Source organism: Pseudomonas sp. UF-293 (assembly GCF_058245595.1).
Map to the genome: position 1 here is coordinate 170774 of NZ_JBSICA010000003.1, position 23995 is coordinate 194768.

Genomic DNA, 23995 nt, shown 5'->3' on the forward strand with positions numbered 1-23995 from the left:
GGTCGTATCAGCAGCTATTGACCGAACAAAGGCTTCCCATGAGCGTAGATGCGCAAGATGTAGTACTCGTCGTCGAAGACGAACCGGTTATCTTGATGGTCCTGACGGATTACCTGTCAGGGCAGGGCTATCGCGTGTTGCAAGCGGAAAATGGCGAGCAGGCTTTCGAGATCCTCGCCAGCAAACCTCACCTGGACATGCTGATTACCGATTTCCGCCTGCCGGGCGGTATCTCCGGCGTGCAGATCGCCGAGCCGGCCGTCAAATTGCGACCGGATCTCAAGGTGATCTTTATCAGCGGCTACCCGCAGGAAATCCGCGAGACCGGCAGCCCGATCACCAACAAGGCGCCGATTCTGGAAAAGCCTTTCGATCTGGATGTACTGCAGGAAAAGATTCAGGAATTACTGGCCTGATATGCAGGAGCTGCCGAAGGCTCGGGCCTTCGGCAGCTCCTGCAGGTTCAGCTATTGATCATCTCGCGCACCTTGGCGGTGAGCAGATCAAAAGTGAACGGCTTGGTGATCATCTGCATCCCCGAGTCGAGGAAACCACCGCGCACCGCCGCGTGCTCGGCATAACCGGTGATGAACAACACTTTCAGGCCTGGTCGGTATTGCCGACCGACTTCCGCCAGTTGCCGCCCATTCATCCCCGGCAGACCCACGTCACTGATCAGCAAATCGATACGCTGCGTCGAATTGAGGATCGGCATGGCACCATCGGCATCACCGGCCTCCACGAACGCATAACCCAACTCACTGAGCACGGCGCTGACCAGCACGCGCACAGCCGGATCATCTTCAACGATGAGCACGGTTTCGCCATCCATCGCGTACGGAGCTTGTTGCGAATCCGAGACGGGAATTTCGACTTCCTCACCCCGGAAACGCGGCAGATAGAGTTTTACGGTGGTGCCTTCATCGATTTCACTGTCGATCGACACATGCCCGCGTGACTGTTTGCTGAAGCCATAGATCATCGACAGGCCCAACCCGGTGCCCTGGCCGATCGGCTTGGTGGTAAAAAACGGATCGAAGGCACGGCTGACCACGCTCTGCGGCATGCCGCTGCCATTGTCAGTGACGCTGAGCATCACGTAATCACCGGGTTCCAGGTTGCTGTAGGCCGCAGTGAAATCGCGATGCAGCACCTGATTGCTGGTTTCCACCACCAGCTTGCCACCCTCGGGCATGGCATCGCGCGCATTGATTACCAGGTTGAGCAGGGCGCTTTCCAGTTGATTGGGATCGGCCTCGGCAACCCAGAGGTTGTCGTCCAGGCGCATTTCCAGATGAATGCTTTCATTGAGGCTGCGTTGCAGCAGCTCGCCCATCGACAGCACCAGCGTGTTCATTTGCACGGCTTTCGGGTCGAGGGATTGCCGACGCGAGAACGCCAACAAGCGGTGAGTCAGGCCGGCGGCGCGGTTGGCGGAGGTCACGCCTAGATCGATCAGACTGTCGAGGTCTTCGGTGCGGCCCCGGGCCAGACGTCGGCGCAGCAGTTCCAGGCTACCAATGATGCCGGTGAGCATGTTGTTGAAGTCGTGAGCGATGCCGCCAGTGAGTTGGCCGACCGCTTCCATTTTCTGCGATTGGCGCAGCGCTTCTTCGTTGTGGCGAAGCTGTGCGGTGCGCTCTTCAACCTGTTGTTCGAGGGTTTCCAGAGTCGATTGCAGGCGTCGTTCGCTTTCACTCAGGTCGATCAGCCGATCGCGTGCTTCATATTGTCGTCGCCGCCCACGCAGGGCGGCGGAGACCAGACTGACCAGCGTCGCGGGATGGAAGGGGCGCTCGAGAAAAGTCACGTTGCCGAGCAGGGTGCTGAGACGCGACGGCGGCCCTTGTTCATCGCCGCCATGATGAGTCAGCAGCACAATGGGCATGTCCGACCACGCGGGCTGTTGGTCAAGGTAGGCGATCAGCCCTTCCAGTTCCGGTCCGCGCAACGCCTCAGCAGCAATCAGCAGCAACCCGGCGCCGACCTCCAGTTCGGTGCACAGAGCGCCGAGATTCGGCGCCACCATGCCGCCGTAACCGGCTTCGTTGAGAATCATCAACGCGATCTGGCTGTCACGACCCATGGGCGCCAGCACCAGCACCCGCTCGGCCAACGGCGTGTTGACCGTCACAAGCTTTCATCCTCGAGCAATGGATTGCTCGCTCCCATGTAGGTCGGCACTCCACGCAGCACGCCCTGGAAGGATTCCAGCGGCTGGCCGATTGTCATGCCACGCGAGGAGATCCGGTATTCTCGAATGGTCGATTCGTGGTTGCCGGTACGTTTCTTGATAATCGAGATCGCCCGACGGACTTTGCCGAGGGCTTCGAAGTAACGCAACAGAATCACCGTGTCGGCCAGGTAAGTGATATCGACCGGCGCCTGCATATCGCCCACCAGTCCGTGCTGGGCGACCGTCATGAAAGTCGCCGCGCCTTTGCGGTTCAGGTACAGCAGCAGTTCATGCATGTGCAGCACCAGCGCGTTTTCTTCCGGCATCGCCGCTTGATAGCCGTTAATGCTGTCAATCACCACGGTTTTGATACCCAGCTCATCGACGCAACGCCGCACGCGATGGGACAACTCGCCGGGAGACAATTCGGCGGCGTCGACTTGTTCGATCAGCAAATTACCGGTGGCCTGTAAGGCTTTCAGGTCGATGCCGAGATGACGCATGCGTTCGAACAGCAGGCCCAGCTCTTCATCGAAAATGAACAGCGCGGCTTTTTCACCTCGGGCCACCGCTGCGGCGGCGAAGATCATCGAGATCAGCGATTTGCCGGTACCGGCCGGGCCGAGGATCAGCGTGCTGGAGCCGGTCTCGATGCCGCCGCCGAGCAGGGCGTCCATTTGCGCGATGCCGCTGGACAGCTGTAGACGCGCATAGTCGCCGCGATGCTCTGCCGCCACCAGACGTGGGAAAACGTGGACGCCGTCGCCCATGATGGTGAAGTCGTGGAAACCGCCACGGTATTTCTGCCCGCGATATTTGACCACTCGTACGCGACGACGCTCGGCGCCGTAGCTTGGCGTCAGCTCTTCAAGGCGGATCACGCCATGGGCGACACTGTGCACGGTTTTGTCGAGAGACTCGGTAGTCAGGTCGTCGAGCAGCAGGACGGTGGCGTCGTAGCGCACGAAGTAGTGCTTGATCGCCAGAATCTGCCGACGATAGCGCAGGGAACTCTGCGCCAATAGGCGGATTTCCGAGAGACTGTCGAGCACTACGCGGGTCGGCTTGAAGCGTTCGACCACTTCGAAAATCTGCTTGGTCGCCTCACCGAGCTCAAGGTCCGAAGAGTACAGCAGGCTTTGCTGATGTTCGGCGTTAAGCAGGCTTTCCGGCGGCGTCAGCTCGAAGATCTTGATGTTCTCGTTCAGCTCCCAGCCATGGGAGAGTGCGCCTTGACGCAGTTCTTTCTCGGTTTCCGAGAGAGTGATGTACAGGCAGCGTTCCCCGGCCAGCGCACCGGCGCGGAGGAAATGCAGAGCTACCGTGGTTTTGCCGGTCCCGGGTTCACCCTCAAGCAAAAACACGTGTCCGCGAGACAGGCCACCGGCGAGGATGTCATCCAGGCCCGCGATGCCGACGGCAGCTTTCGCACTGATCAACTCGTTTGATGTAGTCAAAAAACGCCCTCTTATGACTAGGGTAACCGGCGGCTGGCTTAAGTGAGCCGCCTGAGTAACTTGACCTCAGGGCATGTTCACGGTTCCGCTTTTTCTTTCGACAGGTGGTTGATTGCACCCGCTGTACCTTGATTAAAGACCTTGTTGCAGCGCCGGGTCATCCGGATTGAGCTGCTCCAGTTGCGCCAGCAGGATCTGCACATTCTGCAATTGGCCGCTTTCCTTCCAATAGTTGATCAACAGCACTCGCGCCTTGCGGTCGGCGGGGTGGCGCTGAACGATCTCCTGCAATTGTTTCTGCGCTGCCTCCAGTTCTTCCGCGCTGTGCAGGGTAGTGGCGAGGTCGTAGCGATAATCCTTGTTGTCCGGTTCCAGCTCGACCGCTTTGGACAGGCCGAGCAGGGCATATTCACGCTGGCCGTGGTGCAGCAGCCACAGGCCGAGGGCATGTTGCAGATAGGCCGAATCAGGCTGCGCCTTGAGTTGGCGGGCGAGCAACTGGCGAGCGGCATCGCTCTGGCCCTGGCGGTCGAGCACATCGATCTGCATGACCAGCGCCGGCAGGTTGCCCGGTTCCAGGCGCAACGTATTGTCCAACGCCTGTTGGGCCTGTTTATATTCGGCGTTATGGATATAAAGACGTGCCAATTGTGCGTAGTTGGCAGCGCTTTCCGGCTGGCTTTCCAAGGTCTGTTGCCAGCCGTCGATAGCCTGCTGTAGCGGTGCGAAATACAGGCCGAGCTCGTCCGGGGTCAGGCCGAGCAGGGCGTTGATCGCGGCAAAACGGACAGTTTGTTCTTCATCGTCGAGCAACGGCCCAAGCAACAAGCTGCGTTGCCCGCCGGGCACCAGACCGACGATGCTTTTGACCGCTGCGACGCGCACTTGCGGCGCTTCGTGATGCAAGTCGATGTCAGCCAGTTTCAACGCCTGCGGGCTGGGGTAGTTGGGCAGCTCGCCATGCAGCCAGACCCGGCGCTTGACCGAGATGTCCGGGCGGCCCAATTGCTGGTACAACTGGCGCGCCGCTCCGGGTTCACCGGTGCGTGCGGCGTTCAGCGCTTCGCTGTAGCCGTGTTTGATAGCATCGGGGATGGTCGGTGTGCTGCTGCGCCAGGACAGCCAGACGACGCCGAGGATCAGTACGAGGCCTAGGCCGATCAGCAGGTTACGGCGGGACTGAGTCATGCGGGTTTCCGAAAGCTTCGAACTTGAGCAGAGCGGCAAGCTTCGGTCAGCTTGGCGCACGAGTCAAACCATTGCCGGCGAATCGTCCTACGACACGTGTCGACTGTGAAATCCGTCAGGCTTTTGTGGCAGTGTCTACGCTTGCAGAAGTCGTTTTAAAGAGTGTGCCCATGTCAGCGCTGTTCACCTATTTCAAGGCTTTGATCCATCCCGGTCAGGCTGTTTTGCTGTTTGCCCTGCGGACCATTGCCGCCGGGCTGTTGACCCTGTATCTGGCGTTCATCTTCGATCTCGAACAGCCGAAGTGGTCGATCATGGCGGTGGTAATTGTCAGCCAGCCATTGGCGGGCATGGCGCTGGCACGCAGTTTCGGACAAGTGATCGGCACCACAGTGGGTGCGGCGGTGGCGGTGCTGATCATGGCGATTTTTCCTCAGGCGCCGCTGCCGTTCATCACCACGTTGGCGTTGTGGCTGGCGCTGTGCACGGCGGGCGGCACGCTGTTGCGCTACACCAGCTCCCAGGCATTCGTGCTCAGTGGTTACACCGCTGTGGTGGTGGCGTTGCTGGCGATTCCGGATCAGGGCGGCACGTTTCTGCTGGCGGTCACCCGTGTCACCGAAACGTTGCTGGCGGTGGCCTGCGTCTGCGTGGTCAGTTTGCTCACGGCGCGCCCGGAAGCCGTGGCCAAAGGTTATTTCACGAAAATCGATCAGGTCATCAAACTGGCGGCCAGCCACGCCGCCGAAGTGCTTCGCACTGAAGAAAGCGAGGCCGATTTCCAGCGTCGGCAGATGCAACTGCTCGGTGAAATCAGCGCGCTGGAAGGTTTGCGACGTCATTTGTATTTCGATGCGCCACGTTTGCGCAGTGCCGACAACCTGGTATTGCTGCTGGGCAACCAACTGATGCTGCTCACTTCGCGGCTCACCGCGCTGCGTCATCAGCGCGAATTGCTCATTGAACGCTGGGAGGGCGATCTGCCGTTGGAGGTTCAGCAACTGCGGGCCGAGGAACTGGCATTACTTGAACAGCTGGCGCAACAGGGCCGCGCGCTGTCTGGCGCGGATCGGCAGCGCTTCGTCACTTTGCAGCAACAGTTCGAAGCCTTGGCGTACAAGGCTGAGCAGCAGACCGAGAACATGAGCGCGACCCTGCGCTCACTGGCCTGGGCGTTACGCTGGGAGCAGGCGCGGCTACTGCAGCAACTGGAGCAGATTCTCGAACTGAGCGACGCCATTCAGGAAGGCCGCCCCGCCAGTTGCCTCTACCGCGGCCAGAGCAGTCCGCTGCATCTGGATTTTACTTTGGCCTCGATGAACGCCATTCGCGCCTTTACCGCGCTGTTGGTCAGCGGGTTGATCTGGATTGAAACGGCGTGGGATGGCGCGCGTGGCGGGATGATTCTGGTGGGGATTCTCTGCTCGCTGATGGCGACTTTCCCGCGTCCGCTGATGGCCGCGCAAAGCTATGCCCGTGGCTTGGGCCTGGCGCTGGTGGTGTCGGCGTTCTATCAATTCATGCTGGTGCCGGCGATCAGTGATTTCGAGCTGCTCGCCTTGCTGCTGGCGCCGCTGCTGTACGCCATTGCCGTGGGTATTTCCAGTCCGGCTACCGCCGGTATCGGCATGGGCCTTGGCCTGTCCAGTTTCCTCATGCTCGGACCGCAGAACGTCGGCACAGGGCAGAACACGGCGATCCAATGGTTCGAATTCGCCGGCGCCTACGTCAGTGCAGCGATGCTGGCCCTGATCGTCTATTCACTGATCTTTCCGTTCCGTCCGGACTTGCGCATTCGGCGCTTGTACAGCGAAGCGCGGGAGCAGGTGTATCAACTGAGCAAAATGCCGGCGACCGATGAACAACAATTCGCCTTCGAGAGTCGGATGACCGATCGCCTGACCAGCATGCTCGGCCTGCTGCCAGCGGCGAACGATCGCGCCATGCAGAGTCTGTATGAAATCAGTCTGGCATGCGTGGCCTTGGGCGTGGCGATGCATCAATTGCGGCAGCAGGCCTTGAACAATGGGTTGCTCACCGAAGCGTTCAGCCAGCGCCTGGCATCGGCGTTACGCAAGACCGGTCGCCTGGTTGCCGGACGCGATGATGTGCAACTCCCGGCGCTGCTGGCCACGTTGCATCAACTCGGAGATGAGCTGGACGAGCTGCATGCCGCCAGTCATGAACATTTATGGTCGGTGTTTCGCATGCGTGTGGCGCTGCTGATTGTGGTGTCGTTCCTCGAGCGCCACGGCGAACATTTGCAACCTCAAGTTCTGCAAGGAGAACCGCAACTTGCCCATTGATTTCGAAATTGGCGGGGTTTATCTGCCGCCGATTGCCCAGGCACTGTTACTGGCGATCCCGATTTTCATGTTGTTGGACTGGTGCCTGCGGCGCCTCGGTGTGCTGCGGCTGGTCTGGCACGAAGCGCTGTTCGAGGGCGCTCTTTACGCCTGTGTCTGTGCCACGCTGATTCTGTTGATGGGAGCCTGATGTCTTGAAAGCACTAGTTGCACGAATGATGACCGTGGCGGTGGTGATCCTGGCGATCGTCCTCGGCTGGTTCGCCTGGGAGTATTACACCCGTGCGCCGTGGACACGGGATGCCCGGGTGAGGGCGGATGTGGTGACGCTGTCGGCGGATGTCTCGGGGCGGATCGTCAAACTGGCGGTGCAGGATAACCAGCATGTCGACAAGGGCCAGTTGTTGCTGGAGATCGATCCGGCGCGCTATCAACTGGCGGTCGAACATGCCCGGCGTTCGGTGGAAGTGTCCAAGGCTTCGCTGGGGCAATCGCAAGCGGCAATCGTCGCCAGTGAAGCGTTGCTCAAACAGCGCCAGAGCGAGGAGCGCCGCCGACGTACCTTGAAGCAGGGCTTTGCGATTTCCGGGGAGGAGTGGGAGAAATCCAGCACCGACGTGGCGGTTGCACAGGCGGATCTGTTGCGCAATCAGGCCAACCTTGGGCTGGCCGAAGCCAACGTGCAGTTGGCGATTGCCGCGCTGACTCAAGCCGAACTGGACTTGCAGCGTACCCGCGTCGAATCTCCAGTGAGCGGTTACGTGACCAACCTGCTGACCCGCCAGGGTGACTATGCGCAGGCGGGTGGGGCACTGCTGGCTTTGGTCGACAGCGATTCGTTTTACGTCAGTGGTTATTTCGAAGAAACCAAGTTGCCGCGAATCGAAGAGGGTGACCGGGTGCGCATTCAGTTGATGAGCGGTGAGCGTTTCGGCGGCACGGTCGAAAGTATCGCCTTCGCCATTGCCGACCGCGAGAACGCGCCGGGGAGTCGACTGCTGGCCAACATCAATCCGAGTTACACCTGGGTGAAACTGGCGCAACGTGTGCCGGTACGCATTGGCATCGACGGTGATTTTGCCGGAAAGAATCGCTTGCGCGCCGGTACAACCGCCACCGTCACCGTCCTGGAACCCTGATCCTCCTGTAGGAGCTGTCGAGTGCAACGAGGCTGCGATCTTTTGATCTTGGGACGCAGAGCGTCCCCGGCTACATTCCCATCAAGGATCGCAGCCTCGTTGCACTCGACAGCTCCTACACGGGATTGGTGATTCAGTGGCAAAAAAAACCCCGCGACCGAATGATACGCGGGGCAAAGAAATTGGTTGGTTGCGGCCAACCAAAGGAGCTCTTTAACAACCTTTACTTGCTGGCGACCGTCTCCGGTTGCCAGCCACCGCCGAGGGCCTTGTAGATCGCGACAATGCCGCGATACAACTCGACTTCGGCCTGGGCCTGACTGTCTTCGGCATTCAGGCGCTCGCGTTGGGCGTCGAGCAAGACGAGGAAGTCGGTGGTGCCTTCGCGGTAGCGAATTTCCGCCAGATCGGCAGCCTTGCGACTCGACTCGCTCTGACGAATCAGCGAGATCAAACGTTGCTGACGTTTGCCGTAATCGCTGAAGGCGTTTTCCGATTCTTCCAGAGCCAGCAGCACCTGTTGCTCGTAGTTGGCCAGGGCGCCTTCGGCATCGGCATCGGCGCCGCGCAAACGGGCACGGACGCTACCGAGGTCAAACGCAGCCCAGGTGATGCTCGGGCCGAGCGCCCAGGCGTTGGCCGCCGAGGAACCGATCTGCGAGCCTCGTCCGGCGGTCCAGCCGAGGAAGCCGCTGAGGCTGACCCGGGGGAACAGGTCGGCTTTGGCCACGCCGATGCGCGCAGTGGCCGAGGCCAATTGCCGCTCGGCGCTAAGGATGTCCGGACGACGTTGCAGCAGCTCACCCGGATCACCGATCGGCAGCGCCTTGGCGATGGCCGGCAGATCTTTCGGGCTCAGGTCGACGGTCAGTTTGTCCGGGCGCTCACCGAGCAGGGTGGCAATACGGTTCTTCTGCCGCACCTGTTCCGCCTGCAACTGCGGCACGGTGGCTTCAACGTTGGCCAGACGCGCATCGGCGCGCTCGACATCGAGCTGATCGCCGACACCGGCGTCACGCAGGCTGATGGTGATCTTGCGTGATTCCTGCTGGTTGTTGAGGTTGGCCACGGCGATTTTTTCCCGCAGCTGGGCACCGCGCAGTTGACCGTAGGCGTCGACCAGTTCGGCAATCATGGTGACTTGCAGCTGATACAGATCAGCTTCGGCGGCCTGCTGGTCGGCATCGCTGGCTTCCAGATTGCGCTGGATGCGGCCGAACAGATCGAGTTCCCAGGCCATGTCCAGGCCGAGGTCATAGCGTTCGCTATTGACCCGGTCGGTGGTCTGGCCGGGAATCTGGCCCTTGCCCAAGTCGCTGCTGGCGCGGCTGGTGATGGTCGGCATCGCGTCGTTGCTGGCGTCGTCGCGGATCGCTCGAGCGGCTTTCCAGCGGGCGAACGCCACGCGCAGTTCACGGTTGCCTTGCAGCGACTGGCTCACCAACTGGTTCAGGGTCGGATCGTCGAATTGCTGCCACCAGATGCCTTCGAATTTCGAACGGTCGAAGTTCTTTTGCCCGGCGGCGCCGTCGGTGGCGGTCGTAATATTGGCCGCCTCCGTGGCTGGGGTCTTGTAGTCGGGGCCGACGGCGCAGGCGCTGAGGGCCAGCAGCAGTAGACTCGGCAGGAAGACTTTCAGACTCATTGTTGCGCCTCCAGTTTCAGAGCTTTGGCTGCTTTGCGCTGCTCGCCGCGTTCGACAAAGTTACGGATCAGCACGTAAAACACGGGCGTCAGCAGCAGGCCGAAGAAGGTTACGCCGAGCATCCCGGAGAACACCGCCACACCCATGGCGTGACGCATCTCGGCACCGGCACCGCTGGAGAACACCAGTGGCACCACACCCATGATGAACGCGAAGGAGGTCATCAGGATCGGCCGCAGACGCAGGCGGCAAGCTTCCAGTACCGCTGCGAGCGGGTCGAGGCCTTCTTCCTGTTTGTCCTTGGCAAACTCGACGATCAGAATCGCGTTCTTACAGGCAAGTCCCACCAGTACGATCAAGCCGATCTGAGTGAAGATGTTGTTGTCACCGCCGGAGATGATCACACCGGTGATGGCCGACAGCAGGGTCATCGGTACGATCAGGATTACCGCCAGTGGCAGGCTCCAGCTTTCGTATTGTGCGGCGAGCACCAGGAACGCCAGCAGTACGCAAAGCGGGAACACGAACAGCGCGGTGTTGCCAGACAAAATCTGCTGATAGGTCAGGTCGGTCCATTCGTAGGTCATGCCGTTCGGAAGTTCTTCCTTGAGCAGTTTCTCGATGGCTTTTTCGGCCTGGCCAGAGCTGTAGCCCGGGGCTGCGGCACCGTTGATTTCAGCGGTGATGAAGCCGTTGTAGTGCATCACGCGGTCCGGCCCCGAGGTGTCGCTGACCTTGATGAAGGTCGCCAGCGGGATCATTTCGCCTTTGTTGTTGCGTACTTTCAGCTGACCGATCTGGTCGGATTCAAGGCGGAACTGCTGTTCGGCCTGAACGTTGACCTGATAGGTGCGCCCGAAGCGGTTGAAGTCGTTCGCATACAGCGAACCCAGGTAAATCTGCAGGGTGTCGAAGATGTCGCTGACGGCCACGCCGTGGGTCTTGGCTTTTTCACGGTCGATAGCAGCATCGACTTGCGGCACGTTCACGGTGTAGCTGGTGAACAGGCCGGCCAGTTCCGGGACGTTGTGGCTTTTGTTGATGATGTTCATGGTTTCTTTGTACAGCTCGTCGTAGCCGAGGTTGCCCCGGTCTTCGATTTGCAGGCGGAAACCACCAATGGTGCCCAGACCTTGTACCGGCGGTGGCGGGAAGATCGCCATGTACGCTTCCTGAATGTTCGCGTACTGGCCGTTCAAGGCGCCGGCAATCGCGCCGGCGGACATGCTCGGGTCTTTACGCTCGTCGAACGGTTTCAGGGTGACGAAGACGATGCCGGCGTTCGGGCTGTTGGTGAAGCCGTTGATCGACAGGCCCGGGAACGCTACGGCGCTTTCCACGCCTGGCTGTTTCAGTGCGAGGTCGGACATGCGCTTGATCACGTCTTCGGTGCGATCCAGGCTCGCGGCGTCCGGCAATTGCGCGAAGGCCACCAGGTATTGCTTGTCCTGGCCGGGTACAAAACCGGTCGGCGTGCTGGAGAAACCGAAGAAGGTCAGCACCATCAGGCCTGCATACAGGAGCAGGGCGATGCCGCTGCTACGGATGACCCGGCGCACGGTACCGACGTAGCCATGGCTGGCGCGGTCGAAGAAACGGTTGAACGGACGGAACAGCCAGCCGCCGAAGATCTTGTCGAGCACTTTCGAGAAGCGGTCTTTCGGCGCGTCGTGACTTTTCAGCAACACAGCAGCCAGCGCTGGCGACAGAGTCAGCGAGTTGAATGCCGAGATCACTGTCGAGATCGCGATGGTCAGTGCGAACTGTTTGTAGAACTGCCCGGTGAGGCCGGAAATGAACGCCGCCGGAATGAACACCGCACACAGCACCAGTGCCGTGGCCACGATCGGCCCGGTCACTTCACGCATGGCACGTTTGGTCGCTTCGACCGGCGTCAGTCCGAGTTCTATGTTCCGTTCGACGTTCTCCACCACCACGATGGCGTCGTCGACCACGATACCGATGGCCAGTACCAGGCCAAACAGCGACAGGGCGTTGAGCGAGAAACCGAACAGGTGCATCACCGCAAACGTACCGATCAACGATACCGGCACCGCCACCAAAGGAATGATCGAGGCGCGCCAGGTCTGCAGGAACAGGATCACCACCAGCACCACGAGGATCAGCGCTTCGAACAAGGTGTGAACCACTGCCTCGATCGAGCCACGAACGAAGATCGTCGGGTCATACACGATGCTGTAGTCCATGCCCTGCGGGAAGCCTTTCTTCAGCTCTTCCATCTTGCCGCGCACTTCGTTGGAAATGTCGATGGCGTTGGAGCCTGGACGCTGGAAGATCGGAATCGCCACCGCTGGCTGATTGTTCAGCAGCGAGCGCAAGGCGTACTGGCTGGAACCCAGTTCGATGCGCGCGATGTCTTTCAGGCGAGTGATCTCACCGTCGTCGCCAGCGCGAATGACGATGTTCTCGAACTCTTCTTCGGAAACCAGACGGCCCTGAGTGTTGACCGATAGCTGGAAACTTTGCGCGGTCGGCGCAGGAGGAGCGCCCAATTGGCCGGCGGCGACCTGACGGTTCTGCTCGCGAATCGCGGTGACCACATCGGTCGCGGTCAGATTGCGCGAAGCGGTCTTGTTCGGGTCAAGCCAGACACGCAACGAGTAGTCGCCCATACCGAACAACTGCACGTCACCGACACCACCGAGACGAGCGAGCTCATCCTTGATGTTGAGGATCGCGTAATTGGACAGGTAGAGCATGTCGTAGCGCTTGTCCGGTGAGGTCAAGTGCACAACCATGGTCAGGTCGGGCGAAGCCTTGTCGACGGTGATACCGATACGCGTCACTTCTTCTGGAAGTTTCGGCTCGGTTCGGGTCACCCGGTTCTGTACCTGCACCTGCGCGTTGTCCAGGTCAGTGCCCAGGGCAAAAGTGATGGTCAGGGTGATCTTGCCGTCAGCAGTCGATTGCGAGGACATGTACAGCATGTTCTCGACGCCGGTGATCGCCTGCTCCAGAGGAGCGGCCACGGTTTCACCGATGACTTTGGGGTTGGCGCCCGGGAAGTTGGCACGCACGACCACGGTCGGCGGCACGACTTCCGGGTATTCGCTGATCGGCAACTGGAACAGCGAGATCGCACCGGCGATCAGGATCAACAGCGACAGCACCGCTGCGAAGATCGGCCGGGAAATGAAGAATTGGGAAAAATTCATCGGAGTTGTCGTCCCTTAACCGCGTGGGGTCGTAGCAGCCAGCTTCGCACCCGAACCCGATGCGCCCTTGGCAGGGGCAACTTTGGGCAGGTTGCTGGCTTCTAGCGCTTGACGTTGTTGAGCGAGGGCGGCGAGGGTCTGCTCGCTGGCCATCGGAATCACTTCAGGGGTGACCGGTGAGCCAGGACGCACCCGTTGCAGACCCTTGACGATGATCGTGTCGTCCTTGTTCAGACCGTTGCGCACGATGCGCAGGCCTTCGATCTTCGGACCGAGTTCAACGGCGCGGTAGGCAGTCTTGTTGTCGCCATCCATTACCAGCACGAACTTCTTGCCCAGGTCGGTGCCGACAGCTTCGTCATTGATCAGCATGGCGTTGTAGGTGCCGCTGCCGACCAACTTCAAGCGAGCGTAAAGCCCCGGGGTGTAGGTGCCGTCAGCGTTGTCGAAGACTGCGCGGCCACGGATGGTGCCGGTTTTCGGGTTGACCTGGTTGTCGACGAAGTTCATCTGGCCCAGGTGCGGGTTGCCGTCCTCGTTGGACAGGCCCATGTACACCGGCGTGGTGGCGCCACGCTGACCATTGCGGGCCAGCTGGGTGTATTTGAGGAACACGCGTTCATCGGCGTCGAAGTAGGCGTAGACCTTGTCGGTGGAGACGACGCTGGTCAGCGCGGTGGTGTCGGCGGTCACCAGGTTGCCGGCAGTGATTTCGGCGCGGCTGACGCGGCCGCTGATCGGTGCGGTGACGCGGGTGAAACTCAGGTTCAGTTTGGCCAGGTCCAGTTGTGCCTGCAGAGCACCGACGGCAGCGCGGGCCTCCTGAGCAGCGCTGGTGCGCGAGTCGGCCAGTTCAGCGGAAATGGCATTGCTGGTACGCAGACGTTCGCCGCGAGCTGCTTCGTTTTCACTGCGAGTGGCGGTAGCGCGGGCTTGGGCGACCAAAGCTTCGAGGCGGCGTACCTCGGCCTGGAATGGACGCGGATCGATCTGGAACAGCAGGTCGCCTTTCTTGACCAGCGCGCCTTCAGTGAAGGCGACCTGATCGATCTGGCCCGAAACCCGTGGCCGGATTTCAACGGTTTCCGGCGCTTCAAGGCGCCCGGTAAATTCGTCCCACTCGTTGACCGGTTGTTCCAGCACCTTGGCCACACTGACTTTGGCAGCGGGCGGGGCACCGGCAGTCTCCGGAGCTTTGCCGCAGGCGCTCATCACCAGTACGGCCAGCATGGCCAACGGGAAGCGCAAATGTTTGAGTGATTGTTCCATGGATGCAATCCGCCGAAGTATTGAAGATGGGCGGATGATGCTCGGCGCGGGTGTGATGGCACGAATCGAATGAAGCAAAGGTAACTATCATTCGGAATGATATAAGAACCGAGGCAGCCCTCTAGCATGCACCTTTCGTTAGGGGGCTAACAATGTGTTTTCTTGCAAATCTGTCTTGCGTGACGAGCAATGATCAAACAAGGCGCTGGCGAGAGGGGAGTCATAAATAAAGAAACGGCCATGAGGCCGTTTCGATCCGCGATTGCGGCTGTTGATCAGTTGAAGCCCTTGCGATTGGCACCGAACCGATTGGGGCCGGGTTGGCTGTCTTGTGCCAGGAACACGATGTTGACGATTGGCAGCAGAATCCACCAGCCGCTGCGGTCAGTGTCGTGCATGCGTCGTACACCGACCGCAAGACTCGGCAACAGCATTGCCAGGTTGTACAGGCTTTGCAGGACACCACCGGTTTTGAGAATGCCGTCCACCACGCTGATGGCAATGGCGATGCTCATGTTGATCAGAAAGAACATCCAGTATTCACGGCGCGTGGCGCGCCCGTTGAACACCGCATATTTCTTCAGTGCTTCCACGTACGGGTTGCCGCTTGCCATAACGGGGCCACTGGCAATTGAATGCAGTGGCGCTTGAGGTGCGCCGCACTGGGGGCATGCCAATGCCAGTGTACTTATTTCCTTGGCGCAACCACGGCAGAAAACCAGGCTCATGTTTTTTTCCCTAAAAAATGGTCAGTCGAAAGACGGGACAGATACGCCCCGGGTGTTTCGTTGGTGCAGACGTCGCCGCCAACGAAAAGCAGAGAGACTGAATGCCCGACTCTCCATTGGCGGGGCGGCGGTAATCTAATCGTTACCATACGGTTTGTCATCGGCTCTCGGCATTCGGTTTGTGGGGCTGCAGCTGAAGCCAAACCAGATCGTCACCAAATCCACTTGGGCAAGAAGCATCCGAAAGCATTTCGCTCTAACATGAGCTGATATTCATGCTGTCACCTTCTGCCTCCGCCGGAACCTTTATCTATGCGCGACCTGCCTCCGACTGCGACCCTGCGTGCTTTTGAAGTGGCCACCCGGCACCCGACGTTCACCGCTGCCGCTCAAGAGTTGCATGTGACCCAGAGCGCCGTCAGTCATCAGCTTCGGCACCTGGAAGAACTTTGGGGCTTGCAACTGTTCGAGCGCGGCAAAGCGTTACGCCTCACTGCGGCGGGGGCGACGCTGGCGCCGATCGTGCGCGAATTTTTCATCAGCCTTCAAGCAACGTTGGAGGATCTGCGTGAGCAAAAGGACAGGGTTCGCCTGACTGTCAGCACTACCTATTCATTCGCGTTGAAGTGGCTACTGCCACGCTTGCCGAGCCTGTCACGCCAGCATCCGGAACTCTTGGTGTCGCTGGACACCACGGACAAGATCATTCACTTCGCCAACGGCGAAGCCGACGTCGCAATCCGCTTGGGCAAGGGCAATTATCCCGGTCTGTATTCGGAATTCCTTTTTGGTGAGCAGGTGTTTCCCGTGGCCAGCCCCGAACTGCTGCAGCGCGTCGGCATGCCCGGCAGTCCGGCAGAGTTGCTGCAGATGCCGTTGCTGACTCGCGATGGCGCCGAACTGGTGCCGAAATGGGAGGTATGGTTTCAATCCATCGGTCTCGCATTTTCGCCGCTGCGCGAAAGCGTCAGGTTTGGCGACACCAACATGACGGTCGAAGCTGCACTGCTCGGTCAGGGCGTGGCACTGGTGCGCAGCGGGCATGTCGAGAATGAAATCGGCGACGGCCGCCTGGTGAGGCTGTTCGATGTACCGTTCGCTTCGCCGCTGGCCTACTACTTCGTCTGCCCCAAAGGCATTGAAGCACAGCCGCACATCCTCAGATTTCGTGAATGGTTGCTTGGTGAGGCGTTGAAGGCGCAGAGCGCCCAGCGCTGAGGCATGAGCTTTTGCTCATGCTTCAATGAGGAAACTTCGCTGTAATGCCAATGCCAGTGATGCCTAGAATGCCGCATGCCAATCCATCTCGTACTTCTCGTTCTGTTCGCCGCGCTCCTGCACGCCAGCTGGAACGCGCTGCTGCGCGGCGGCGCTGATCGGCTCTGGTCGATGACCATGATGTGCGTGGCCATTGCCATCGTCTGCGCCGTCGCCGCACTTTTCTTGAGCCCGCCGGCACCTGAGAGCTGGGGTTACGCGCTGCTGTCGGCACTGCTGCATGTCGGCTACAACCTGTTTCTGGTGCGCAGCTATCGGGTCGGTGACCTTGGGCAGATCTATCCGATTTCGCGCGGCTCGTCACCGGCGCTGATCACCCTCGGCGCCGCGCTGTTCGCCGGCGAAACCATTACTCCAGCTGAGCTGCTCGGCATCGGCCTTGTGTCGGGCGGGATCATGTCACTGGCCTTTCGCGGACGCAGCCTGTCGGTGCCGAGCCTGCCATATGCGCTGGGCACTGGTTGCTTCATTGCCGCCTACAGCGTGGTCGATGGCATTGGCGCCAGGCTGTCGGGGGCGCCGCTGGCTTACACCGTTTGGATGAGCGCCCTGTGGGGCGTGCTGATGCCGCTGGTGTATATCGGCCTGCGCGATGCTCGCAGTCTGTTTTCCGTACGGCCCGGCATGCTGACCGCTGTGGTCGGCGGACTGGTCTCGTTGCTGGCCTACGCAATTGTTATCTACGCCATGAACGAAGCGCCACTGGGCGCGGTGTCGGCCCTGCGCGAAACCAGCGTGTTGTTTGCGGCGTTGCTCGGCTATTTGTTCCTCGGTGAAAAGCTCACCGTCCGCAGGATGCTGGCATGCGTGGTCATCGCCAGCGGCGCCATCATCATCGGCTGACACAGACCAACTGCTCAGGAGAACGTCGCATGGATAACGTTTCGCAAACCCCGCTGATTCTGATCACCGGCGGCAGTCGCGGAGTCGGCGCCGCCACCGCCCGACTCGCCGCAGCACAAGGCTACGACGTTGCCATCAGCTACGTCGCCAACGAGTCCGCCGCGCTGGCGGTGGTGGCCGATGTCGAAGCATTGGGGCGCAAGGCGCTGGCGGTGCGCGCCGATAGCGCTGACCCCGAGCAGGTTGCTGCGCTGTTCTCGGCAATTGATCATTCATTCGGGCGGATCGACGTGCTGGTCAATAACGCTGGCGTGCTGGCGAAACAGTCCCGCATCGAAGACCTGGGTTTCGAACGCATGCAGCGCATCTTCGCGGTCAATGCCCTTGGGCCAATCCTGTGTGCGCAGCAGGCGGTGAAGCGCATGGCACTGCGCCACGGCGGAACGGGTGGCGTGGTGATCAATATTTCGTCCGCCTCGGCGCGCTTGGGCAGCCCGAATGAATACGTCGACTACGCAGCATCGAAAGGCGCGCTGGAAACCTTCACCATCGGCTTCGCCAAGGAAGTCGCGCGAGAAGGGATTCGGGTCAACTGCATTCGCCCGGGGCACATCTATACCGACATGCACGCCAGCGGCGGCGAACCGGGACGGGTGGATCGCGTGAAGGACTCGATCCCGATGGGGCGGGGCGGTCAGCCGGAAGAGGTGGCGCGGGCCATCTTGTGGCTGGCCAGCGCGGAGGCTTCGTTTGTAACCGGGACTTTTCTGGATGTGACGGGTGGCAAGTAGTTGCTACAGGCTATCAGGGTCGCCAAAGAACATTTTGACTTGGCTCTATTACGCTGGTTTTGCAGAGAAATGTTTAAGCTATGCCCCCAATTTTGCCCCCAGTCGCCGCGGTTGAGCGGGCGATTTGGCTTGGCGATTTCTGATGCGGAGCAGGATGGACTTCCACGGTTTTCAGTGTACGCCAGTCGGCTTGTTCGGAGCATGCCTGATGATTGATTGCCCAGGGCAGGGCGTCAAGCGCACTTTAGGACCGTACAGCGTCCTTGCGCATCTATCATTTTCAACTTGCTCGCTGCTCGGCAAACCCAGGCGGCTGGTCTACGTGAGCCGTAGCTAGGCGCGCTGTGCGTCGCGCGCGTGACAGTGATGGCAACGGCTACGACTGCCACGACAGCCATGCCGGTTGAGTGAGAATGAATCAGGCCATGCTTGAACTACGGCTCGTCGCGCGGATGGCCACGGCCTTGGTGATCGTGCCTTCTGACTCGCTACATTCCGAGTTGGTCGAGCCGCGTGCAGATGGTATGGAGTCGCATCATTTTGCCGGACACCTCTTCGCTCGCGCTCGACAACCTAGCGGGCACTGATCCGGCTGGTTACGCTGGCCTTGAGGATGGTGTCGATTGGCTCTGGGATCGAATCTTTGCAGGTGCTGCGTTGACGACATTGCTGGGTGTCGGTGCGGAGTTGGCCGCACCGGAGAATCGCCAAAACGGTGATCGCGTCATCATCGCAGGGCGTCACAGCATACAGGACAGCGTGAATGAGGTGGGGCAGGAGATGACCCGACGCAACCTGAACATCCAGTCAACGCTGACTGAGCGTCCAGATTGCCGGTCCGCGTCATCGTCAATCGCGATCTGATTCTGGGGCCGTATCAGCCTCTGTTCTTCGATCGGGGGATATCAAGATGAGCGCATCGCGCAAGCTGCGGCTGGGGCCGCTCTCCAAGACCGAGAGCGTCAAGCCGACCACCATGTGCCCAGCGAGATTGAAAGCCGACTTGGACCGCTATGCGGCATTACACGGTCAAGCGTATGGCGAGACCGTCGATGCAGCGACTCTCATTCCGTACATGCTGGAGGCCTTTATGGTATGGGACAGAGGATTTAAGAAGGGCGACCCGAAATAGCCGCGTAGGACACACTAGGCTTACGGTCCCACACTGCGCATTCGGGGATCCTGGAGCCTGGATCGAGCGCGAGGGACCGGTTCAATTTGGCTAGGGAACGGTCCTCAAGGGCGGCTGGACTGTTAGCCGAGCCGGCCATGGCGTTCGAGTATTCGCATCAAAATGCTGTTCGCATGACTGAAGTTCTCGCGCTGATCGCGAAGCTCATAGGCCCATTTTTCGCCATGGAAGAGATTGTTGCGTAGGCGCCAGACGATCATCAGGAGAACTAACATTCGGTCGCGTGGGGTGTCGTTCACTCCTTCAACAACCTCCTGAACGAGACTAAGGTGGTCTGAGGGCCGGAGTTTCAGGTGAGGGAAATGGTGAGTCTATTCACCGTCGGCATAGTAACGGTTCCGAAAATAGGCAAGCTCCCCCTCGTAGAGCTCAGCTCCTAGCGTTCCGTCCAAAGACCAGGCATCGATTCGATCGCGGATGCGATCAGTCCGGGCGTGGTTCTCCATGATCTGTGCCTCGAAAAGACTCCAAAGAAAGGCGAAGTCGAATATGACGCGGCGATCAAGATCTGGTAGGCGCCGAAAGCCGGGGGCTCGGGCTTCAAGCCATTGTTCACTTGCACTAAGTTCCTTGTCAGTCATGGCTCAGTCGTCCAAGTATTCGTGGCGTGGGTCCAAGTCCGAAAAGTCCGTTAGCGTGTCGCAGTTCAGACAGTGGTACATCTGTGATGCATTTTGAAAGTGCATGCCGCACAGGCAGCCGCAGTAGGGGCAGCATTCATGGATCTCAAGATCGCCCCATTCCCATACCCCAAGATACTCCGGCACAGCGTCACAGTCATAGCCAATGACCTGGCACGCATCAGCGTTCTTGGCGACAAATCCGTCTAGGCCAGCGCGCATGAGAATGGGCAAGATATCTGCAGGCTCGATTGCGAACCACTCGCCGCGCACATGGGGCGACTCGAAGTGCTGATGAAGCTGGCGTTCAAGCTGAAAGGCATCGGCTACTTCGATCCATCCGAGCAGTTTCAGATCAAGAGGGTTACCGGTCTGGAGATTGCGCTTACGCTCCTCGATGTTCTTCGCCACCCCGATCTTGATAGAAGAGCATCCGTTTTCATCTTCATCAATGAAATAGACCGGCATCTTATTTCCCCTAGGCCTTCAACCGAGCCGGTCGAGCAGCATTTCGACCATTTCTTTGTTCGAGTAGGCGACAATGTCGAGCGGACGGTTTTCCTGCCGCATTAGTGCGATTAGGACACAGGCCGTGAAGGCCCAGAATGATGAATCGGCTGGCAAAGTGTAGCCACGGATCATTGCTGTCAGCCGTTCGTTGATCGGTGGGTATTCGCTATCGCCCCAACGTGCATGGGGCGGCGTCATCGCATGAACGACAACGGCAGCGAGCGTGATGCCCATCGCGCGCTTGCTCTGGACCTGGGCGAAATCGTGTCCGTGTACCTTCGCATAGGCGGCGAGCTCGCTTGTCATGAAAGTTCGGGCATAGGTGTCGCAGGCGATTTCCTCTTCAGGTCGCGTAGAGGGCGCGCGTTTATCGGCGCAGAACATGACGTGCTGGAATTCGTGTAGCAGGGCGAAGGCCAAGGCGAGCGCAACAAGGTCGAATGCCGCCATGTGCTGAATGTTGCCCAGGCCATCACGGTCGGCGCTCGGCAGGGGGATGTCCATCGGCCAGGATACGTCTGAGGTCTGTTCGGCTGTGATGAGCGACTGGGCGGCGGCGATGCGCTGCTTGTAGTCGAATTCATATTGGCCGCGCTCTTCATCGACACTGAGGGCTTGGTCGAGCGGTAACCCGTTGGATGTCGCGACAACTAAGGCTGGTGCGTACACTTCGATGGCCCGCCACGAGCTGAAACCAAGCAGCCAGAACAAGTCGATCGTCTTAGTGTCGAACTGGATACGCTTCTCGTTGGCATTCATCGTCACGCCCTTTTTACTTGGCGCGATCTCGACGGCATGGCCGTATTGGCTCCAAAGACCGCTTATTTCATCGGCTCGCTCGGGCACGGCGCCGCGGAGGAGATGTAGGATGATCGTCCGATCAGATGGCTCATTCGTCATTGTCGTTGTCTATTCTGTGCTCGTGGGGGGCAGGTGGTTGGCGACGGTCACGCGGCTTGCTCGTCACAGCGGGTTTGCCGTCCATCTGTAGATGAGTGACCGATGAGATGACTGAGTTCGCCCAAATCGTGCTGCATTCGATGTCGCCATCGCGTTCAAACCAGTGGGTCGCGCCGGGGATGAGATCAAACGGGATGGGATGTGTTGCCAATGGGTTGTGAAACACTTCCAGTTCCTGACACCAAGCTTCGCCCCACGGCCAGAGTGCTTGGTATTCGGCACTGTCGACGGCAAGGTTGAAATCGATAGGCTCTAATGCGCCCGGAGTTCGGTCGAAGAGAATGCCGCGCCTGATCATCGTCAGCCCGGGCGGTCGCCATCCTGCCAAGAAACCCATGCGGTTGAATTTGGCAAGCGTTGCAGAATTACTGAAGATGACGGCCGAGAGGTGTGCGAAATTTGGGTCGAGGAAGAGCCCAGCAGGAATGCTGTGTTGGCCCGCCAGATTTGCGATCGGCACTCCAATCGCGCGACGATCAGTGCCATCTCCGGTGACGTCCGCGCGTAAGCCGTAAAGGTAGGTGGGAAGAGCCTCGCGGCTCCAAACCATGGAGCCGAAATCATGGAAGTCGGCGATCGCTAAGGCGAACGGCTGTCCTTTTACATGGCCCAGTTCATGATAGTTGCGCTGGAGCTTGCCGCGCAGCGTCTTTGCGAATCGTTCTGCCGGGTTGCCTGTGAGCCGTTCAATGCGATCCTTTGGGGCATGAACCCATTTCCCGATGCCGCCGGCGCGTGGAAGCTCGGAGTTTGCTGTAACTGCCTCAATCCAGCATGCGTTACCTTCCTTTTCGATCAAGAAGTCGGGAGAGACATGGTCTTGTCGGACGTTCAAACCCTGCTCACGAAAGCAGCTGAAAAGGTAGAGCTCGAACAGACGGGACGCGAAGTTGTTGGTTTGAAAATCCGAGACGAAATTGGCGTCGGGGTTGGGAAGCGCGAGGTAGCATTCGCCGACCGCCATGAGCGCCGGCAGATGGTTGATCGTGGTTGTCAGCAGCTGGAACTCTGGAGAAGTCCCACGCGGCCCCGGTTTCAGCAAATGCGGGCGACGCCTGACTCCTGGCGGCAATGGTTCCGGTGGATCACTGGCACGCATAGCGACGGTGAGTCGCTCTAGTGCAGCCTCGGGTGTGGAGTAGGGCCCGCTTTCATCTACTTTGATCCAACAGTGGTCGATGCGGCGGCGCATGGCCAGATATGTGAAAGCTCCTGTGTCCGGATCAAGAAGAATGCAGCCGGTTACGCCACCAGTTCCGGCCTGATAGGCACTGAAAATATGTGCGGGGTCGAAATTGGGACCGTGTTCGAGCGACAGGGCATAGAGCTCGAATTGGCGCTGGCTGATTGGGGAGATTTCTAGCATTGGCAGCGCACCGACCTCATGGTCAAAGACAGTTGAATCAACGGATCAGCAGGCACTTTGGCGCACTTTGATCAAAGAGTCGTTCTTCCCTGCAACGGGACATTGACGTTCTGCAGAGGTGGCAGGAAGACACCAAAAGCCGCCAGCTCAAAGGAAGGCGCAGACGCGCCCGATCCTTAACACTAGGTCGAGCGCGCGTTCAGAATGCGCTATATATCTAAAGGCGAATCATTTTAGGGACAGAACATGACCACCGTCTATATTGATGAAAGCGGCCACAGCGGGGACATGATCAACAGCGGCAATGCTTACGACTTCAAGGGCCAGCCCTACTTTGCCCTGGCCGGTATTGGTCTTGAGGACGGTCATGACTGGGATGATCGCATCAATGAGCTGCGAAGCCGTCACCGCATTTCTGCCGGCGAACTCAAGTCTAAGTCGCTGACAGCCAAGCCAAGATTTTCGGCCGAAGTCATCCATGGATTGCTTGATCAGCGCGCTCCGCTTTTCATCGAGGTGGTCGACAAGCGTTTTTTTATCTGCACCAGCATCACCTCGTTCCAACTCTTGCCAGCATGCCTTGGCTATACCGAGTCGGTAAAGCTCCACTTCATCAAGAACACGGTGGCAGACTTCCTGTACTTTCACGCGTCCGAGCGCGTCCTCGATACATTCGTCGCCTCGTGCCTGGCGCCGGGTGACACGACGCTCCGCGCCTCATTCGCCGTGCTGCGCGACATGGCTACAGATCTGGGCTACACCGGATCGGCCATGCAAATCGCGGAAGGCATTGCCCACATGGTGCAGGAGGCTGAAGCCGAATACGGCGAGCAACGTGATAACGGTGGCGAGGTTTGGTCGCGGTTTCTTCCGCCCCCCGATCTCAACAAACATGCGAAACAGGTCTGGATGTTGCCGAACCTGACGTCATTTACGAGTATCTATGCCAGGATGAATCGCTATTACAGTAAGCGCTTGGCCGGCATCCGCTTGGTACACGACCAGCAATTGGAGGTGGAGAACATTCTGCGCCAGGGAAAAATGACGGCCGAAAACCTTAGCCGCTCCGTGGATCTGCCCTACACCCCGCAGTCTGACTACCGGTTCGAGGAAGAAGCCAGCATCGAGTTTGCGCAATCGCATGAGGCCATCGGCGTGCAGCTGGCCGACATCGTTGCGGGCACCGTGATGCGCTACTTTCGCGACACGGACGCCAGTACGCCCGTGTCGAGCGAACTGCGCGAGGCCATGATGCGACTCATTGACGAGGGCGATGAGCGAAGAGGCTATGGCCTCAATCAAGTAGTAGCTACAGCCAACGTCCGACATGCCGAATGAGTGATTCAACTCT

The 23995-nt window shown here is 59.4% G+C and carries 21 protein-coding genes and 1 pseudogene; 10 read left to right on the forward strand and 12 right to left on the reverse strand.

The features are described 5' to 3' along the window. Positions 1-38: 38 nt before the first annotated feature. The gene (locus AC4IHP_RS05520; protein WP_039761562.1) at positions 39-416 is read left to right on the forward strand and encodes a response regulator; all 378 of its coding nucleotides are present in this window, start codon (positions 39-41) and stop codon (positions 414-416) included. Positions 417-463: 47 nt separating this feature from the next. Here the strand turns inward: AC4IHP_RS05520 and AC4IHP_RS05525 are convergent, their stop codons facing one another. The 3 genes from AC4IHP_RS05525 to AC4IHP_RS05535 all read right to left on the reverse strand — a co-directional run bounded on the left by AC4IHP_RS05525 (position 464) and on the right by AC4IHP_RS05535 (position 4821). Continuing rightward, a complete protein-coding gene (locus AC4IHP_RS05525; RefSeq protein ID WP_122611340.1) occupies positions 464-2134 on the reverse strand; it encodes an ATP-binding protein in 1671 nt (556 codons plus the stop codon). Beyond that, positions 2131-3633: an ATPase domain-containing protein gene (locus tag AC4IHP_RS05530; protein ID WP_460119417.1), complete on the reverse strand. Its 1503-nt coding sequence runs from the start codon at positions 3631-3633 to the stop codon at positions 2131-2133. The genes AC4IHP_RS05525 and AC4IHP_RS05530 overlap by 4 nt, the downstream gene beginning before the upstream one ends. A gap of 132 nt (positions 3634-3765) precedes the next feature. Continuing rightward, positions 3766-4821, reverse strand: coding sequence for a tetratricopeptide repeat protein (locus tag AC4IHP_RS05535; RefSeq protein WP_490831084.1), 1056 nt, complete (start codon positions 4819-4821; stop codon positions 3766-3768). 170 nt (positions 4822-4991) lie between these two features. On the opposite strand from AC4IHP_RS05535, the gene AC4IHP_RS05540 reads away from it, so the two are divergent. Genes AC4IHP_RS05540 through AC4IHP_RS05550 form a run of 3 tightly spaced genes read left to right on the forward strand, consistent with a single transcriptional unit; the run spans position 4992 to position 8266 of the window. Beyond that, complete coding sequence (locus AC4IHP_RS05540) at positions 4992-7127, forward strand: FUSC family protein (protein ID WP_490831085.1); 2136 nt, start codon at positions 4992-4994, stop codon at positions 7125-7127. Further along, on the forward strand, positions 7117-7317 hold the full coding sequence (locus AC4IHP_RS05545) for a DUF1656 domain-containing protein (protein ID WP_016774855.1): 201 nt from the start codon (positions 7117-7119) through the stop codon (positions 7315-7317). Before AC4IHP_RS05540 ends, AC4IHP_RS05545 begins: the two co-directional genes overlap by 11 nt. 25 nt (positions 7318-7342) lie before the next feature. Next, on the forward strand, positions 7343-8266 hold the full coding sequence (locus AC4IHP_RS05550) for an HlyD family secretion protein (RefSeq protein WP_490831233.1): 924 nt from the start codon (positions 7343-7345) through the stop codon (positions 8264-8266). Positions 8267-8489: 223 nt separating this feature from the next. Here AC4IHP_RS05550 and AC4IHP_RS05555 read toward each other — a convergent pair whose 3' ends face one another. The 4 genes from AC4IHP_RS05555 to AC4IHP_RS05570 all read right to left on the reverse strand — a co-directional run bounded on the left by AC4IHP_RS05555 (position 8490) and on the right by AC4IHP_RS05570 (position 15084). Further along, the gene (locus tag AC4IHP_RS05555; protein ID WP_490831086.1) at positions 8490-9911 is read right to left on the reverse strand and encodes an efflux transporter outer membrane subunit; all 1422 of its coding nucleotides are present in this window, start codon (positions 9909-9911) and stop codon (positions 8490-8492) included. Further along, positions 9908-13087 carry an efflux RND transporter permease subunit gene (locus AC4IHP_RS05560; RefSeq protein WP_460119410.1) on the reverse strand — a complete coding sequence of 1060 codons (3180 nt, stop codon included), beginning with the start codon at positions 13085-13087 and terminating at the stop codon, positions 9908-9910. The genes AC4IHP_RS05555 and AC4IHP_RS05560 overlap by 4 nt, the downstream gene beginning before the upstream one ends. 15 nt (positions 13088-13102) lie before the next feature. Next, positions 13103-14356, reverse strand: coding sequence for a multidrug efflux RND transporter periplasmic adaptor subunit MexE (gene mexE, locus AC4IHP_RS05565; protein ID WP_490831087.1), 1254 nt, complete (start codon positions 14354-14356; stop codon positions 13103-13105). A 275-nt stretch (positions 14357-14631) separates the two neighbouring features. Further along, positions 14632-15084, reverse strand: coding sequence for a DUF805 domain-containing protein (locus AC4IHP_RS05570; RefSeq protein ID WP_490831088.1), 453 nt, complete (start codon positions 15082-15084; stop codon positions 14632-14634). A gap of 312 nt (positions 15085-15396) precedes the next feature. Here AC4IHP_RS05570 and gcvA point away from each other — a divergent pair, with 312 nt between their 5' ends. The 5 genes and pseudogenes from gcvA to AC4IHP_RS05595 all read left to right on the forward strand — a co-directional run bounded on the left by gcvA (position 15397) and on the right by AC4IHP_RS05595 (position 19128). Then, on the forward strand, positions 15397-16302 hold the full coding sequence (gene gcvA / locus AC4IHP_RS05575; protein WP_490831089.1) for a transcriptional regulator GcvA: 906 nt from the start codon (positions 15397-15399) through the stop codon (positions 16300-16302). A 75-nt stretch (positions 16303-16377) separates the two neighbouring features. Beyond that, on the forward strand, positions 16378-17205 hold the full coding sequence (locus tag AC4IHP_RS05580; protein WP_490831090.1) for an EamA family transporter: 828 nt from the start codon (positions 16378-16380) through the stop codon (positions 17203-17205). A gap of 29 nt (positions 17206-17234) precedes the next feature. Then, positions 17235-17996 (forward strand): SDR family oxidoreductase, encoded by a 762-nt coding sequence (locus AC4IHP_RS05585; RefSeq protein WP_460119401.1) that lies wholly within the window; start codon positions 17235-17237, stop codon positions 17994-17996. A 507-nt stretch (positions 17997-18503) separates the two neighbouring features. Then, a pseudogene (locus tag AC4IHP_RS05590) lies at positions 18504-18910 on the forward strand (TraB/TrbI/VirB10 family type IV secretion system protein); the annotation flags it as partial. Continuing rightward, positions 18907-19128: a DUF2274 domain-containing protein gene (locus tag AC4IHP_RS05595; RefSeq protein WP_490831091.1), complete on the forward strand. Its 222-nt coding sequence runs from the start codon at positions 18907-18909 to the stop codon at positions 19126-19128. The pseudogene AC4IHP_RS05590 and the gene AC4IHP_RS05595, both read left to right, overlap by 4 nt. A gap of 122 nt (positions 19129-19250) precedes the next feature. On the opposite strand, the gene AC4IHP_RS05600 is transcribed toward AC4IHP_RS05595, so the two are convergent. From AC4IHP_RS05600 to AC4IHP_RS05620, 5 genes are all read right to left on the reverse strand, one after another. Further along, on the reverse strand, positions 19251-19427 hold the full coding sequence (locus AC4IHP_RS05600; protein ID WP_490831092.1) for a hypothetical protein: 177 nt from the start codon (positions 19425-19427) through the stop codon (positions 19251-19253). 72 nt (positions 19428-19499) lie between these two features. Then, entirely contained in the window at positions 19500-19769 is a 270-nt protein-coding gene (locus tag AC4IHP_RS05605; RefSeq protein ID WP_490831093.1) for a hypothetical protein, read from the reverse strand. 3 nt (positions 19770-19772) lie between these two features. After that, positions 19773-20276 carry a GIY-YIG nuclease family protein gene (locus AC4IHP_RS05610; protein WP_490831094.1) on the reverse strand — a complete coding sequence of 168 codons (504 nt, stop codon included), beginning with the start codon at positions 20274-20276 and terminating at the stop codon, positions 19773-19775. 18 nt (positions 20277-20294) lie between these two features. Continuing rightward, positions 20295-21218: a phage exclusion protein Lit family protein gene (locus tag AC4IHP_RS05615; protein WP_490831095.1), complete on the reverse strand. Its 924-nt coding sequence runs from the start codon at positions 21216-21218 to the stop codon at positions 20295-20297. Further along, positions 21208-22644 carry a hypothetical protein gene (locus tag AC4IHP_RS05620; RefSeq protein WP_490831096.1) on the reverse strand — a complete coding sequence of 479 codons (1437 nt, stop codon included), beginning with the start codon at positions 22642-22644 and terminating at the stop codon, positions 21208-21210. Before AC4IHP_RS05620 ends, AC4IHP_RS05615 begins: the two co-directional genes overlap by 11 nt. A 246-nt stretch (positions 22645-22890) precedes the next feature. Between AC4IHP_RS05620 and AC4IHP_RS05625 the strand changes: the two genes are divergently transcribed. Beyond that, positions 22891-23982, forward strand: a complete 1092-nt coding sequence (locus AC4IHP_RS05625; protein ID WP_490831097.1) for a DUF3800 domain-containing protein — start codon at positions 22891-22893, stop codon at positions 23980-23982. Positions 23983-23995: the final 13 nt, after the last annotated feature.

Bases quoted from the DNA above. Each gene is read 5' to 3' on its own strand.
- AC4IHP_RS05540 (WP_490831085.1), top strand. From the start codon at position 4,992: ATGTCAGCGCTGTTCACCTATTTCAAGGCTTTGATCCATCCCGGTCAG.
- gcvA (WP_490831089.1), top strand. From the start codon at position 15,397: ATGCGCGACCTGCCTCCGACTGCGACCCTGCGTGCTTTTGAAGTGGCC.
- mexE (WP_490831087.1), bottom strand. From the start codon at position 14,356: ATGGAACAATCACTCAAACATTTGCGCTTCCCGTTGGCCATGCTGGCC.
- AC4IHP_RS05615 (WP_490831095.1), bottom strand. From the start codon at position 21,218: ATGACGAATGAGCCATCTGATCGGACGATCATCCTACATCTCCTCCGC.
- AC4IHP_RS05550 (WP_490831233.1), top strand. From the start codon at position 7,343: ATGATGACCGTGGCGGTGGTGATCCTGGCGATCGTCCTCGGCTGGTTC.
- AC4IHP_RS05605 (WP_490831093.1), bottom strand. From the start codon at position 19,769: ATGACTGACAAGGAACTTAGTGCAAGTGAACAATGGCTTGAAGCCCGA.
- AC4IHP_RS05580 (WP_490831090.1), top strand. From the start codon at position 16,378: ATGCCAATCCATCTCGTACTTCTCGTTCTGTTCGCCGCGCTCCTGCAC.
- AC4IHP_RS05585 (WP_460119401.1), top strand. From the start codon at position 17,235: ATGGATAACGTTTCGCAAACCCCGCTGATTCTGATCACCGGCGGCAGT.
- AC4IHP_RS05555 (WP_490831086.1), bottom strand. From the start codon at position 9,911: ATGAGTCTGAAAGTCTTCCTGCCGAGTCTACTGCTGCTGGCCCTCAGC.
- AC4IHP_RS05610 (WP_490831094.1), bottom strand. From the start codon at position 20,276: ATGCCGGTCTATTTCATTGATGAAGATGAAAACGGATGCTCTTCTATC.
- AC4IHP_RS05620 (WP_490831096.1), bottom strand. From the start codon at position 22,644: ATGCTAGAAATCTCCCCAATCAGCCAGCGCCAATTCGAGCTCTATGCC.
- AC4IHP_RS05520 (WP_039761562.1), top strand. From the start codon at position 39: ATGAGCGTAGATGCGCAAGATGTAGTACTCGTCGTCGAAGACGAACCG.
- AC4IHP_RS05625 (WP_490831097.1), top strand. From the start codon at position 22,891: ATGACCACCGTCTATATTGATGAAAGCGGCCACAGCGGGGACATGATC.
- AC4IHP_RS05595 (WP_490831091.1), top strand. From the start codon at position 18,907: ATGAGCGCATCGCGCAAGCTGCGGCTGGGGCCGCTCTCCAAGACCGAG.
- AC4IHP_RS05570 (WP_490831088.1), bottom strand. From the start codon at position 15,084: ATGAGCCTGGTTTTCTGCCGTGGTTGCGCCAAGGAAATAAGTACACTG.
- AC4IHP_RS05535 (WP_490831084.1), bottom strand. From the start codon at position 4,821: ATGACTCAGTCCCGCCGTAACCTGCTGATCGGCCTAGGCCTCGTACTG.
- AC4IHP_RS05560 (WP_460119410.1), bottom strand. From the start codon at position 13,087: ATGAATTTTTCCCAATTCTTCATTTCCCGGCCGATCTTCGCAGCGGTG.